This window comes from Streptomyces fulvoviolaceus (genome assembly GCF_000718165.1).
GTDB classification, from domain to species: Bacteria; Actinomycetota; Actinomycetes; order Streptomycetales; family Streptomycetaceae; genus Streptomyces; species Streptomyces fulvoviolaceus.
In genome coordinates, this window is the sequence record NZ_JOEY01000004.1 from 1 (window position 1) to 13,526 (window position 13,526).

The window sequence follows — 13,526 nt, forward strand, 5'->3', positions numbered from 1 at the left end:
GCGCAGGAAGTCGATCAGGTCGAAGTCGGCGACCAGGTTGTCCGCCAGCTCGACGAAGGTCTTGGCCAGGAGCTGCTGATTCATCGTGTCACCCTCGATGGAGACTATGCCCGCCGCAAGGGGGCGGGAAGTGCGGCACGTGCGTCGGATGGCACCGGTACATCAGGTTTCCTCGTCGGTCCGTTCGGGTTCCGCGTCCGGGGAGGAGCGGAGCCGATGGGCCACCACGTCGGCGGCCACGTCGGCGAGCCGGCGCCCCTGCGTGTAGGCGTGGGCGCGGAGCCGGACGAAGGCTTCGTCGATGCCGACGCCGAGCTGGACGCTCAGGATGCCGGTGGCCTGGTCGATTTCCGCCCGATAGGCGCCCAGGTCCTCGAAGTCTCGGTCTGCCGGTGCTCCTCCGGCCGGTGCGCCCGTCTCGTCGATCCGCGCGTCGAGCAGGAGCAGCGTCGCGAGATCGGCGAACGCCAGCGCGTCGGCCAGTTCCTCGGCGTCCAGTACGGTCGGCACGTCGGCGTACAGGTCCAGGACTCCCGGGCTGATCGCCCCCATCTGCAGGGGGAGCGCGAAGACGGCGCGTGCCCCGGCTTCCAGGGCCGCATCCGCGAACACGGTCCAGCGGTCCTGCAGTTCACCCGTCAGCAGATCGGGCGTCAGGACGGCTGAGCCATGGGTGAAGGCATCCACACAGGGCCCCTCGCCCAGCGTGAGCTGCAGCTCCTCCAGTTGTTCGCTGATGTCGTCGGTGCTGCACAGCGGATGGCTCGCCGTGGTGCGGGACATCGCCGACAGTCCGGCCCCGCCGACCGGGAGCGCGGCCACGGCCGCGGTGCACACGTCCACCACACCGACCCGGGCACCGCGTCGCGCCGCCTGCTCGGCGACCAGCACCTGTATCCGCTCCGACCGGCTGTCGGACCTCACCCGGACCACCGGCTCCGGGCATCATGCACCAGGCCGTCCAGCCTCGCCCCGGCCCGCTCCCCGACAGGAAGCACCAGCACCTCGAGCAGCGTGGCACTGACCGGCCTCCAGATCTCTCCCACGTCCAGCCATCCCCACGAGTGGAGCGCGGTGAGGGTGGGGTGATCGGCCCGGTTCACCAAGGTGGCGCCGAGCCACGCCTGTTGGTCGGTCAGCAGCCGCTCCTGCAACCGGCGGGCGACGTCCCGGTCCTGCGGGTGCGGGCGGACCAGGAGGTCGGTGATCGCGAAGACGCTGCCGGACTCGGCGAGTTGCTCGATGCCGCGCGGCAGTGCTCCCTCGAACCCGAGCCACCAGAAGCGGTCGCTGCGCACCGGGAATCCGAAGGCGCAACCCACCAGACCATCCGTTTCCGCGATCACCATGGCGAACCCCGGCCGACGGATGTCGCCGGTGAGACGGTTCAGGAAGTCGTGGCGGTCAGGAGCACGGTATGTCCGACGTGGAGGCGTCCCGAGTGAGTCCACGTACAGATCCGCCAACTCCGCGCCCAGGCCTTGCGCCTGCCAGCGGTTCACCCGACGCAACCGCACCGCGTCCGGAGCAGGCGACTCGCCGCTCCGGCGTTTGTACGGCTGTCCCTGCCCGAGTCGGCCCGTCACTGCACATCGCCCGAGAGGACGGGCACCAGCGGAACATGCCGGTGCGGCCGGTGCCCAGTGGCCGGATCGGGCACGGCCGGGACGTCCCCGTGAGGAGATGGCGGGTACCCGACCGGCAGGCCGAGGAGCAGGGCCCCCGAGCCGGTGAGGTCGAGTATCAGGCTCAGTGTCCGTGGCGGGTGGTGCAGTCGCAGGGTCCCGCCGGCCTCGGTGGTCATCTGCGCGGCGTGCAGGAAGACGTTGAGGCCGCTGCAGTCGCAGAAGGTGACGGGGGAGAGGTCGACGTCGATGGTGCGGATACCGTCGCCCGGACACCGCTGCAGTGCCGCACGCACCAGCGGGGCCGTTTCCAGGTCGATCTCGCCGGCCAGGGTGATCAGCGCCCGGTGCCTTCGGACATGACGGTAGACGGTGAGCTGCGGAAGGGGCATGACGCCTCGGTTCGGAGGACCATCCGGCAGTGCACGCGGCGACGCCGGGACTCCCGGGCCCCCTTGGCGCGCTCCCGGCAGGGGCGTACGTTCGGCGGAGGTGGAGCGACGGTCGGTCCGACCGCCTGTGCGACAGGACAGTGGACCCACCCGGTTCCCTCCAGGGATGCGCCGGGTGACGGACGAAAGGTCCGCTCCCCGCAGCCATCGGTGTCGAGCAACGACAAGCCGCCGGGGTCTGGGACGTCTGTACAGCAGCATAGTCCGCAACCCGGTCCGGCGGACGGCCGGAAGCCGCCCATTCCCCGTCCTCGGGCGGTGCCAGGAGACGATGCGGGGCGGCCGGGCATGTCCGGTGCCCTGCACGGTACTTGGGCCGTCGGCACGGAACGCGGCGACCGACGGCCGCCCGGGTACGACGGTCCGTGCACCGCCCCAGGAGGTGGCTCCGCATGGCGGAGCCGAACGGTTCAACCCTGCGGACACCCGGTCCCGACAGGCCCCGCACCGGCTCGGACGCGAAGCTTCAGGCCGCACGGCCCGGGCCTCTCCCGACGGGCCCCGCACCGGTTCGGGCGCGACGCTGCAGGCCGCACGGCCCGGGCCTCAGGAGCCACCGGAGACCCGCGGCCGGACGACCGTCGCGGACGGGGTGGTGGAGAAATCTCCGGGATCGCCGCACGGGAGGTTCCCGGAATCAGCGCACCGGGCGGCGGATTCACTCGCACCATGGGCGCCGTGCGCGACCGGGTCCCGGGCGGCCACGCGAGCGCGGGGCGCGGCGTCAAGGTCGAGGTCGGCGACGGGTGAGCGGGGTCTGGTGCGTGCAGTGGCAAGACGGAGGAGGTCGCTCGAGCGTGGAGGAGTGCGTGCCGGACCCCGCGTCTGCGGCATGATCCGCCGGGCAGGCCCATGACCACGCTCGGCGAGGACGCGCGCGACTGACCAGAGACGTGGCTGCCGCGCCGCGTGAGGCGGCGACCCGACTACGCCGCTGGTTCTCCTCACACGCTTCTCGGCCGACTTCGGACATCTCCTTGGGGGCGAGGGGGGTCACCAGGTGAGTCCCGCCCGGATGCGCGCCCCTGGCGAGGGTCCGACAAATGGAAACGTGTGCGTTGTGGGGGCATGCGGCGGGCGGGGCGCGGTTGATGGTGACGTACCGCTGTTCGGGCGCGTGATCTTGGTCTGCGGGATGAGTGGCGGAAGTGCTGTCCATGGGCTCTCGTCGACTTCGTACCGCTGGAGTCGACGGGCGTTCGGCGCGTCCGAAAAGGGCTCTCACTCGCAGCGGGCAGGAAAATTCGAACTAGTGTCAGAAGTGCCTGCGCCGATGCCTGTTGTGCGGTCGGAATGGCCGCGGGCGGGAGCGCCGAGGGGGCTACGGTGCCTTGGACCGATCCGTACGTGAGGAACGACGGTGCGCGAGTCCGGGGGCCCGGTCGCCGGGCTCCGGGAGCGTGGCACGAGTGGGCGATTCTGCCGGCGGCGCGTCTGGTGGTGCGAGGCTCCGTTCGGGGGCAGCGGTGAGCCGCCGGGCGCCGGTGCGGCGGACTCGTAAGCCTCCGAAGCGCGCCCCGACCCCGACGAAGCCCAGAGGGCCCCAGCCGTTGGTGCTCGCCGTAGCGGCTGCCGCGGGCGCCGGGCTCTGCGCCGCCGTGGGGCAGTGGCTGTTGGGCAACTGGTGGCTGATCGTCGTGCTCGCCGCCCTCGTGGGTGGGGCCGGCGGTCTCTGGCTCACGCAGTGGGCGGTGAGCGCCCGCTGGGAGCGTGTGCACGTCCGGAGGCTGCGCTACAAGCTTCCCCAGCTCGACGGGCTTCACCACGAGGACTTCGAGTTCGCGGTACGGGATCTGATGCGCCGTGACGGCTGTGCGGACGCCGTACAGGTGGGCGGGGCCGGGGACAACGGTGCGGATGTGACAGCGACCGATCCGCTCGGCAGGCGCTGGGTGATCCAGTGCAAGCACCGGCAGGACGGGGCCTCGGGATCGCCGGTGGGGACCCCGGATCTGCATGTGCTCAACGGCACCGGCCGGCAGCTGCACGGCGGGGACGTGGTGGTTCTGGTGACGAACGGACGCTTCACCTCGGGGTGTGCGCCGCTCGCGAAGTCCCAGAAGCTGCATCTGGTCGACCGCGGAACGCTGGGGGAGTGGGCGGCGGGCTCACGGCCGCTCTGGGAGCTGCTTCAGCGGCTGCCCCCGCCGGGCAAGCGGTCGGCGTTGTCCTGAGAACCGGTTGTCGTCAGCCGGAGGAGTACGCTGAAGTTACCGAGGGTATTTCGCGCACCGGCCGCCGTGCCTGTGTCGTTTTCGGCGATTGATTACGCCGGGCCGGTTCCGACCGGTCCGGAGCAGGGTTCGCATCATGACTGCGACCGTTTCGTACGCGCCGACACCCGAGGTCCGGCCCTCCGCTCCGCCCCTCCGCATGCCGTCGGCTCCCACTGTTCACGCACCGGCTCTGCTGGTCGTCCCGCCGGAGACTGTTCCCGTCTCGGCCGCCTGGCTGATGGCCGCCGCGAGCGACCCCCTGCGCACGTCGACCACGAGCCGGCTGATGGAGGAGGCGGCGCGTCTGCGCACCGTGTCGGAGACCGACCGGTCCGTGCAGGCCGTCTGGGACGCCGAAGGAGGCCACGAGGTCCGCGGTCCGATCGCACGTCCACGGATCCCGGCAGTCACTGCTCCGGTACTCGGCATCACGCCAGTCGCTCTTCCGCTACCGAATCCGGCACGCTGGATGTGAGGGGCGTCCGGCGGCCGTCCTGGACGAGGGCACCGGAGGGTTGAGCTCACAGCTCCCGCTGTATCGGCTCAGGGAGAATCCGGTCCTTCGTCGTGGCGACCAGGGCCGCAGCCACGTCCCGGAGCTTGACACTGCAGTGCTGCGACACGCCCACCGCCAGATCCCACGCCCGCTCGCCGGCGCACGGCGCCAGGGCCATCACCGTGCCGCGCGCCTGGTCGATCACCGCACGGGTCGCCGGCGCCCGCCCCAACTGCTCGTTCCTGGCGTGCAGTTCGACGATCTCGTCCGGCTCCGCCACAGACCCCGGTCGGCCTGCCGGGCACGGTGACGGCAAGGCTGCCCGGGTGCTCTTCATGGAATGGCCGGCCAGCTCGGCGTATCTCGGCCCGGGCCTTCTGTGTTCGGCTCGCCGCCAGGTCGCCCACCGAGGCCCGGACCGGCTTGTCACTGCTCAGTCGGCGGTGGCGTCGGAACCGCGCGCGGAATCGCCGCTGGACGGCGCGGACGACGCCGAATCGCTGGGTTCGGAACTGGTGCCAGAGCTGGAACCGGAACCGGAACCGGAACCGGAACCGGAACCGGAACTGGGACTGGAACTGGTGTCCGGCGCCGTGCTCGCGTCCGGCGAGGCAGAGCTGTCCGTCTGCGGCGCCGTGCCGCTGGACGCACCCGGGGTGGGTGTCCGGTTGTCGGCGGGACCGGGGGTGCCGGCCGTGCCACCGCCCACCGAGGTTCCCCTGCCCGGCTCATTCTTGACCACAGCTGCCACCGGCTTGCCCGCGATCAGCTCCACCGCGGTCACCGTGACCATCGCCAGGGCGAACACCAGGCCCGTCGCCAGGGCGTATTTCCTCCAGCCGATGGTTCTCCGGACGGAGCCACCACGATAGGTGGTGACCGACTCGCCTTCGGGAGGCGCGGAGCCCGCTGTCGTCCCGCCGTGCTCGCCCTCCGGGCCACCGGGCCCGGAGGGCGGCCGGGCGTCGACAGTCGTGGCGTCCGCCGGCATGCCGAACGCCGCCCGGGCGTCCGCCCGGTGGTCCGCCCGCTCCTCGCCCGGCGTCCTCGGCACCCCTACGGACGGCACCCGGCTACGGATCCCCTCGCCCGTCCGTCGGAAGGCGTGCGAGAAGACCGCCGCGCCGGTGGTCGCGCTGGCACTGACCACGGCGGCGCCGATGATCGTCCCGGTCACCCCGAGCAGGGACGCCAGCACCGCGCCCGCCACGGTCGCGAGTGCGCTCGCCACTACCTGCACAAGAGTCAGGTCGAGGACCTTGCGCTTGGGTGCCCGTTCCCGTTCTTCTCTGAGATTCCCCATCAATGTCCCTTGATAGTTCCGGGGCCCGACAGCCGTCGGCGCCGTGACCATCGGCGTGATGGCGGACAGCAAGGACCAGGCCGGGCGACAACTCCCCGGCCGCTGCGTCAGGTTGACCGACTCGGTTCGCCGCCCGCGCGTGCTGACGGGCCAACGGGACGACTGCCCCGCCGGCGGTGTTTCACCTGTGATCGGCGACCGCGACCGCGGTCTCTCAGCCACACATGGCCGACCACTGCCATCTCACCCCGGGCCGCTCTCACAGGCTTCTCGCAGACAGCTCACTGATCACCCCGAGACAGCCGCCCTATCGTCATGGACACGCACTGACTGGAGGTGGGGAAAATGAACAGCAGTCACACGACGAACACCACGAACACCACGAAGAGGGCGACTCGCCGGGCCGGTATCACTCGCGGCCCCTGGGCGGCGCTCTGCGCGGCAGCCGCCGTCGTCCTGGGTCCGGCCGCCGTCACCGCGTCCGCGCTCGACCAGGCCAACGCGGCCCCGATGCACCACGCGGTGAAGGTCGACCAGACGCAGGCCTACATCCCGACGGACACCACCCGCAGGCGCGCGACCGCGGTCTGACCCTCACTCGGGGGCGTCACCGGTCAGGCCCAGGAACCGCTCCCCGGACGGATCGATGTCCACCCCGAGCCCGTTCATGAGGCCCGCCAGCATGACGTAGTAGCCGACTGTCGTGACGATCTCGACGACCTGCCGGTCGGTGAAGCAGGCGCGGAGAGCCGCCAAACTGCCCTCGGACAGGGTGTGCTGGGACATGAGCTCGAACGCCGCGGTCACCGCCGCGGACTCGGGCTCGTCGAACTCCCGCCCGCTGGAGCGCTGTTCGGCGATCACCGCCAACTGGTCGACCGTCACACCCGAGTTCAGGGCGATCGGGCGGTGCTGCACGGCCTCGTACGCGCACTCCGTGCCGGCGGCCACGGCCATGATCACCAGCTCGCGCAAGCGGACGGGCAGCGTCGACTCGAGCAGCACGGCCAGGCCCAGGTCGATCGCGGAGTCCGCCAGCGGCGGGGCGTGGGAGAGCATACGGAAGGCGTTGAGCGGCACGGGAAGCTTCGCGACGCCGTCGGCCGGACGCTCCGGGTACGGGATACGGGCCATGATCCCCCTCGCTGTCCGTCTCTGAACGCTGTCAGCCTCTGAACCGCTCCCACAGCTTCGGATACCGCTCCGCCAGCACCGACTCGTTCTCGAAGTCCACCGGCGTCCCCTCAGGCTCCGAGGGCGCCGGCGCGATGCCCAGGTCGGGGGCGACGGTGCCGGTGAGCTGCTCGTAGGCCTCGTCGGCCGAGTAACCCAGCTCCTCCCCGTCCCCGTCGATCTCCTCGTCGAAGTCGCCCAGGAGGTCGGCGAGCGAGTCGGGGGCGTGCACGGCACCCTCGTACACCTCGCGGCCCTGGCCGATCAGCCAGCACCGGAAGAAGTCGAAGGCGTCGTCGCTGGCCCCGTCGAGCAGCACCCACGCGGCGCCCCACAGGTCCCATGTGTACGCCCGGTTGTAGCGGGCCTCGAAGTGACGGGCGAAGTCGAGCACCATGTCCGGGTCCAGCGCGAGGAGCCGGTCCACGAGCAGGTCGGCCTGCTCCTCGGGGTCGCCGTCGGCGCGCTCGCGGGTGGCGTCCACCAGCTCCCAGAACTCCGTCTCGTCCATCACTGGTCCAGCATCGGTCCTGGAGGGGTGGGGCGCACGTGGAGTGTGGCGGATTGTTATGTCCCGTACAGACCGGCCATTCGTACGGCGTCACCGATGAAACGCGCCCGCAGAGCCTCCGGCGCCAGCACCTCCACCTCCGGTCCCAGCGCCGTGAGCTGTGTGTGGGCGACCTTCTCGGACTCCACCGGCAGGGTCACCGTCAGCCACCCGCCGTCGTCCGGGGCGCCTGCGAGCGACAGGGCGTCCCTGGCCGACACGGGATCGACGACGTACGGCAGCCTCCGCACGCCCTCCGGCGACAGCCGTACGACCACCTCCGCCCGCAGGATCGACCGCGCGAACTGCTCGGCCCGCTCCTCCCAGAAGGCGGGCAGATCGAACTCCTCGTCGCGGGAGAAGCGCTCCTCACCTGCGTCGACGGCGGTGAACCGGTCGATCCGGTACACCCGGTACGCCCCCTGCTCCGCCACTCGCGCGCACAGGTACCAGACCCCGGCCTTGAGCACGAGCCCGTACGGCTCCAGCTCCCGCTCCACCTCGCCGTCCCCGCTCCGATAACGCGCTACGACCCGCCGGTCGTCCCACACCGCATCCGCGACCGCGGGCAGCAGCTCCGGCGCCTTCGGCTCGGTGAACCAGTTCGGGGCGTCCAGGTGGAAGCGCTGGCCGGCCGTCTTCGAGGCGTCCCGGAGAGAGGGGAGCAGAGCCGCCGACACCTTCAGCCGGGCCGCGGAGGCGGCATCCTCCAACCCCATCTCGCGCAACGCCCCCGGCACACCGGACAGGAACAGCGCCTCCGCCTCACTGCGAGCCAGGCCGGTGAGGCGGGTGCGATACCCGCCGATCAGCCGGTAACCCCCCGCCCGCCCCCGGTCCGCGTACACCGGAACCCCCGCCTCCGACAACGCCTGCGCATCCCGCGTGATCGTCCGCTCGGACACCTCCAACTCCGTCGCCAGCTCGGCGGCGGTCATGGAAGGGCGGGACTGGAGCAGCAACACCATTTTGATGAGACGGGCAGCGCGCATACCGCCATGATGGGCCGACGGCGCCGTCGTGCTCACCCGAACCCCTGTACGCGCACTGCCCGCTCCGCGAGCCTGGTGGCCACTGTCGTGCGCAAGGGAAGGAGGGGCCGCGTGCCCCGCTACCTGTTCGACAACAACGACGCCCGGACTCCCGACCGCTTCTCCCTCCTGGAATCGAGCTACGACGCCGTCTCCCGCCGACAGATCGAGTCGGCCGGGCTCGCGCCGGGCTGGCGTTGCCTGGAGGTCGGGGGCGGCGGCGGGTCGTTGGGCGACTGGCTGGGCGAACGGGTCGGGCCGCAGGGCGAGGTCACGGTCACGGACATCGAACCCCGCTGGGCCGAGGAGCGGTCCCGCCCCGCCCACGTGCGCCTGCTGCGGCACGACATCGTCCGCGACCCGCTGCCCGGCGACGGCTACGACCTGATCCACGCCCGGCTCGTACTGGTGCACCTGCCGCAGCGGCTGGAGGTGCTGGACCGGCTGGTGTCGGCCCTGCGGCCGGGCGGCCGGTTGTTGCTGGAGGACTTCGACTGCTCCTGGACCCCCGTGCTCGCGGCCCCCGACGAAGCGGCGGTCGCCCTCTTCGCCCGCGTCCAGAGCGCCCTGATGGCGCACCTGGAGAAGGCGGGAGTCGATCTCGTCTGGGGGACCCGCGCCTTCCGGGCCATGGTCCGGGCCGGTCTGGAGGACGTCAGGGCGACGACGCATGCCGCATCGTGGCACGGGGGTGGCGCCGCAGGCATCGGGCTGCACCGGGTGGATGTGGAGCAGGCGGCCGACGGGCTGCGTGCGGAAGGCGTCACGGACGCCGAACTGGACCGGTTCTACGCCTTGTCACGAAATCCGGAGTTCGTCGTCAACTCCTACGCCTTGGTCAGCACGCAGGGCCGCCGCCCGCACTGAGACGGAAAGAACGGCCCCGGCGGCAAGGCTTTTGCCGCCGGGGCCGTTCGGGCCCTTCAGAAGAACATCAGAAGGGGGGATCAGAAGGGGGGATCAGAAGGCGAAGCGGCTCACAGGCCGTACTTCTCCCGCGCCTCCTTCACCGCCGTCGCCTTCACCTCGCCGCGCCGCGCCAGCTGGGCCAGGGCCGCGACCACGACCGACTCCGCGTCGACGCCGAAGTGGCGGCGGGCCGCCTCGCGGGTGTCGGAGAGGCCGAAGCCGTCCGCGCCGAGCGAGGAGTAGTCCTGCTCGACCCACTGGGCGATCTGGTCGGGGACCTGGCGCATGTAGTCGGAGACCGCCAGCACCGGGCCCTCGGCACCGTGCAGCGCCTGCCGGACGTAGGGGACCCGCTCCTCGCCACGGAGGAGGGACGCGTCGGCCTCCAGGGCGTCGCGGCGGAGTTCCGTCCAGGACGTCGCCGACCAGACGTCGGCCGCGACACCCCACTCCTCGGCGAGCTTCTTCTGCGCCTCCAGGACCCAGTGGATCGCCGTGCCGGAGCCGAGGAGCTGGATGCGGGGCGCGTTGGCGACCGGTGAAAGTCCCGCAGACTCCGCCGTGTTGAAGCGGTACAGGCCCTTGACGATGCCCTCGTCGATGCCCAGGCCGGCCGGCTTCGCGGGCTGCGGGATCGGCTCGTTGTAGACCGTCAGGTAGTAGAAGACGTTCTGGTCCTCGCCCGGGGCCGCTTCGCCGTACATCCGGCGCAGACCGTCCTTGACGATCGTCGCGACCTCGTACGCGAACGCCGGGTCGTACGTCAGCGCCGCCGGGTTCGTCGCCGCGATCACCGGGGAGTGGCCGTCGGCGTGCTGCAGGCCCTCGCCCGTCAGGGTGGTACGGCCCGCCGTCGCGCCCACCAGGAAGCCGCGGCCCAGCTGGTCGCCGAGCTGCCACATCTGGTCGGCCGTGCGCTGCCAGCCGAACATCGAGTAGAAGATGTAGAACGGGATCATCGTCTCGCCGTGCGTGGAGTACGCGGTGGACGCGGCGATGAAGTCGGCCATCGAACCGGCCTCGGTGATCCCCTCGTTGAGGATCTGGCCGTTCTTGGCCTCCTTGTAGTACATCAGCTGGTCGCGGTCGACCGGCTCGTACGTCTGGCCCTTGGGAGAGTAGATCCCGAGGGACGGGAACAGCGACTCCATACCGAAGGTGCGCGCCTCGTCCGGAACGATCGGCACCCAGCGCTTGCCCGTCTCCTTGTCGCGGACCAGGTCCTTGATGAGACGTACGAATGCCATGGTGGTGGCGATGTTCTGGGAGCCGGAGCCCTTGTCGAAGGACGTGAACGCCTTCTCGGCCGGGGCCGGCAGCGGGGCCAGCGCGTGCGTACGGCGGGCCGGGGCCGGGCCGCCGAGGGCCGCGCGGCGCTCCTGGAGGTAGCGGACCTCGGGGGAGTCGACGCCGGGGTGGCCGTAGGGGACCACGCCGTCGACGAAGTCGCTGTCCTTGATGGGGAGTTCGAGCAGGTCACGCATCTGCTTGAACTCGTCCGTCGACAGCTTCTTCATCTGGTGGTTGGCGTTCTTCGAGGCGAAGCCCTCGCCGAGAGTGTGGCCCTTGACCGTCTGGGCGAGGATGACCGTCGGGGCGCCCTTGAACTCCACGGCCGCCTTGTACGCGGCGTAGACCTTGCGCGCCTCGTGGCCACCGCGAGAGAGGTGGAAACACTCGAAGATCTTGTCGTCGCTCAGCAGCTTCGCCATCTCGACGAGCGCCGGGTCTCCGCCGAAGAAGTCCTGGCGGATGTAGGCGGCGTCGCGCGTCTGGTACGTCTGCACCTGGGCGTCGGGTACCTCGCGCAGGCGGCGTACGAGCGCGCCCGTGGTGTCGAGCTGGAACAGCTCGTCCCAGGCGTTGCCCCACAGCGACTTGATGACGTTCCAGCCCGCGCCGCGGAACTGGGCCTCCAACTCCTGCACGATCTTGAAGTTCGCGCGGACCGGGCCGTCGAGGCGCTGCAGGTTGCAGTTGATGACGAAGGTCAGGTTGTCCAGACCCTCGCGCGAAGCCAGCGCGAGTGCGGCCGTCGACTCCGGCTCGTCCATCTCGCCGTCGCCGAGGAAGGCCCAGACGTGGGACGCGGAGACGTCCTTGATGTTGCGGTTCGTCAGGTAGCGGTTGAAGCGCGCCTGATAGATCGCGGAGAGCGGGCCGAGGCCCATCGACACCGTCGGGAACTCCCACAGCCAGGGCAGGCGGCGGGGGTGTGGGTACGACGGGAGGCCGTTGCCGCCCGACTCGCGGCGGAAGTTGTCGAGGTGGTCCTCGTTCAGCCGGCCGTCGAGGAAGGCGCGGGCGTAGATGCCGGGGGAGGCGTGGCCCTGGATGTAGAGCTGGTCGCCGGAGCCGTCCGCCTCCTTGCCCTTGAAGAAGTGGTTGAAGCCGGTCTCGTACAGCCAGGCCGCGGAGGCGAAGGTGGCGATGTGGCCGCCGACGCCGTATTTGCTGCCCCGGGAGACCATCGCGGCCGCGTTCCAGCGGTTCCACGCGGTGATCTTCCGCTCCATCTCCTCGTCACCGGGAGCGCTCGGCTCGGCGGCGGTGGGGATGGTGTTGATGTAGTCGGTCTCGAGGAGCTTGGGCAGCGCGATGCCGTTGCCCTCCGCCCTCTCCAGCGTGCGGCGCATCAGGTACGCGGCACGGTGCGGGCCGGCCGCCTTGGCGACCGCGTCCAGGGAGGCCTGCCATTCGGCGGTCTCCTCGGGGTCCCGGTCGGGGAGCTGGTCGAGCTCGCTCGGCTGGATGGCGTTGGGGTCGGTCATGTCGCCGCCTTCCTCGGTCGAAGGGGGTTCCCTCATCGGCAAGGGTTCGGGGGTGCCCTTTGTCTTTGGCAGGACAGGGCGGAGGGCCTGGGTGCTGTGACACCATGCGGCTCCGCCGCGCGGCCCGTCGGTGACTGTAACTCCCTGATCGATGATCGATCAAAGGGGTGAGAGGTAAAACTTCTCGATAACGAGAAAGTCGGCACGGGGTGCCTTTTGGGCAGGCACCCCGTGCCGCACATTTTGATGGTTTTCGCAGGTGAGCACGGGTGTGCTCGGCTGTGTCACGCGCGCGGCGCGCAGCCCAGCACGTGCGCCTTCACCAGCTCAGCGATCCGCGGGTCCCGGCGCCGGAACGCCTGCACCAGCTCCTCGTGCTCCTCCGCGTACGACTGCTGGACCGTGCCCAGCCAGCGGATGGACAGGGCGGTGAAGACCTCGATGCCCAGGCCCTCCCAGGTGTGCAGGAGCACGGAGTTGCCTGCCGCGCGGACCAGTTCGCGGTGGAAGCCCACCGTGTGCCGGACCTGGCCCGTGCCGTCCGACTCGCGGTCGGCCTCGTACAGGGCGGCGACATGGGGCTCCAGGGCCGAGCAGTCCTCCGCCAGCTTCTCCGCCGCCAGCTCCGCGGCGATCGCCTCCAGGCCGGCCCGGACCGGGTAGCTCTCCTCCAGGTCGGCGGCGGTCAGATTCCGCACGCGCACGCCCTTGTTCGGCGCCGACTCGATCAGCCGCAGCGACTCCAGCTCGCGCAGCGCCTCCCGCACGGGGGTCTGACTGACCTCCAGCTCGGTGGCGATCCGTCGCTCCACGATCCGCTCGCCCGGCTTCCAGCGACCGCTGACGATCCCTTCCACGATGTGCTCGCGGATCTGTTCGCGCAGCGAGTGGACGACGGGCGCGGTCATGATTGCTCCTTAAGGAGGGGCCGCCCATCGGCCCCGGGGGCGTTTGACGTTTAGACAATAAGGCCGCGGGCCCGTCCGGGAGGGGCGCACGG

14 protein-coding genes are annotated in these 13,526 nt (G+C 70.8%); 4 read left to right on the forward strand and 10 right to left on the reverse strand.

Annotated features, from left to right (window positions below; translation table 11 throughout):
• Positions 1–162 precede the first annotated feature (162 nt).
• From IG08_RS0105015 to IG08_RS0105025, 3 genes are all read right to left on the reverse strand, one after another.
• Positions 163–924, reverse strand: a complete 762-nt coding sequence (locus IG08_RS0105015; RefSeq protein WP_030596718.1) for an ANTAR domain-containing protein — start codon at positions 922–924, stop codon at positions 163–165.
• The gene (locus tag IG08_RS58805) at positions 921–1,502 is read right to left on the reverse strand and encodes a hypothetical protein (protein WP_234342807.1); all 582 of its coding nucleotides are present in this window, start codon (positions 1,500–1,502) and stop codon (positions 921–923) included. Before IG08_RS58805 ends, IG08_RS0105015 begins: the two co-directional genes overlap by 4 nt.
• Positions 1,503–1,582: 80 nt before the next feature.
• Positions 1,583–2,017, reverse strand: coding sequence for an STAS domain-containing protein (locus IG08_RS0105025; RefSeq protein ID WP_030596722.1), 435 nt, complete (start codon positions 2,015–2,017; stop codon positions 1,583–1,585).
• 1,610 nt (positions 2,018–3,627) lie between these two features.
• Between IG08_RS0105025 and IG08_RS0105035 the strand changes: the two genes are divergently transcribed.
• Positions 3,628–4,251, forward strand: a complete 624-nt coding sequence (locus tag IG08_RS0105035; RefSeq protein WP_078655451.1) for a restriction endonuclease — start codon at positions 3,628–3,630, stop codon at positions 4,249–4,251.
• 136 nt (positions 4,252–4,387) lie between these two features.
• Complete coding sequence (locus tag IG08_RS53910; protein ID WP_315904008.1) at positions 4,388–4,768, forward strand: hypothetical protein; 381 nt, start codon at positions 4,388–4,390, stop codon at positions 4,766–4,768.
• A gap of 46 nt (positions 4,769–4,814) precedes the next feature.
• On the opposite strand, the gene IG08_RS62405 is transcribed toward IG08_RS53910, so the two are convergent.
• Both IG08_RS62405 and IG08_RS0105050 read right to left on the reverse strand, forming a co-directional pair.
• Positions 4,815–5,069: an ANTAR domain-containing protein gene (locus tag IG08_RS62405; protein ID WP_030596727.1), complete on the reverse strand. Its 255-nt coding sequence runs from the start codon at positions 5,067–5,069 to the stop codon at positions 4,815–4,817.
• A 153-nt stretch (positions 5,070–5,222) separates the two neighbouring features.
• The gene (locus IG08_RS0105050) at positions 5,223–6,092 is read right to left on the reverse strand and encodes a hypothetical protein (protein ID WP_030596729.1); all 870 of its coding nucleotides are present in this window, start codon (positions 6,090–6,092) and stop codon (positions 5,223–5,225) included.
• A gap of 345 nt (positions 6,093–6,437) precedes the next feature.
• On the opposite strand from IG08_RS0105050, the gene IG08_RS0105055 reads away from it, so the two are divergent.
• The gene (locus IG08_RS0105055; protein ID WP_030596732.1) at positions 6,438–6,683 is read left to right on the forward strand and encodes a hypothetical protein; all 246 of its coding nucleotides are present in this window, start codon (positions 6,438–6,440) and stop codon (positions 6,681–6,683) included.
• Between the two features lie 3 nt (positions 6,684–6,686).
• Here IG08_RS0105055 and IG08_RS0105060 read toward each other — a convergent pair whose 3' ends face one another.
• The 3 genes from IG08_RS0105060 to IG08_RS0105070 are packed head-to-tail and all read right to left on the reverse strand — an operon-like array spanning position 6,687 to position 8,807.
• Positions 6,687–7,226, reverse strand: coding sequence for a carboxymuconolactone decarboxylase family protein (locus IG08_RS0105060; protein WP_030596734.1), 540 nt, complete (start codon positions 7,224–7,226; stop codon positions 6,687–6,689).
• Between the two features lie 31 nt (positions 7,227–7,257).
• A complete protein-coding gene (locus tag IG08_RS0105065; RefSeq protein ID WP_030596736.1) occupies positions 7,258–7,776 on the reverse strand; it encodes a DUF4240 domain-containing protein in 519 nt (172 codons plus the stop codon).
• A gap of 56 nt (positions 7,777–7,832) precedes the next feature.
• On the reverse strand, positions 7,833–8,807 hold the full coding sequence (locus IG08_RS0105070; protein WP_030596738.1) for a helix-turn-helix transcriptional regulator: 975 nt from the start codon (positions 8,805–8,807) through the stop codon (positions 7,833–7,835).
• 111 nt (positions 8,808–8,918) lie between these two features.
• On the opposite strand from IG08_RS0105070, the gene IG08_RS0105075 reads away from it, so the two are divergent.
• On the forward strand, positions 8,919–9,713 hold the full coding sequence (locus IG08_RS0105075; RefSeq protein ID WP_030596739.1) for a class I SAM-dependent methyltransferase: 795 nt from the start codon (positions 8,919–8,921) through the stop codon (positions 9,711–9,713).
• 110 nt (positions 9,714–9,823) lie between these two features.
• On the opposite strand, the gene aceE is transcribed toward IG08_RS0105075, so the two are convergent.
• Both aceE and IG08_RS0105085 read right to left on the reverse strand, forming a co-directional pair.
• Positions 9,824–12,526: a pyruvate dehydrogenase (acetyl-transferring), homodimeric type gene (gene aceE / locus IG08_RS0105080; protein ID WP_030596741.1), complete on the reverse strand. Its 2,703-nt coding sequence runs from the start codon at positions 12,524–12,526 to the stop codon at positions 9,824–9,826.
• 284 nt (positions 12,527–12,810) lie between these two features.
• Positions 12,811–13,434, reverse strand: coding sequence for a GntR family transcriptional regulator (locus IG08_RS0105085; protein ID WP_030596744.1), 624 nt, complete (start codon positions 13,432–13,434; stop codon positions 12,811–12,813).
• Between the last annotated feature and the right edge of the window lie 92 nt (positions 13,435–13,526).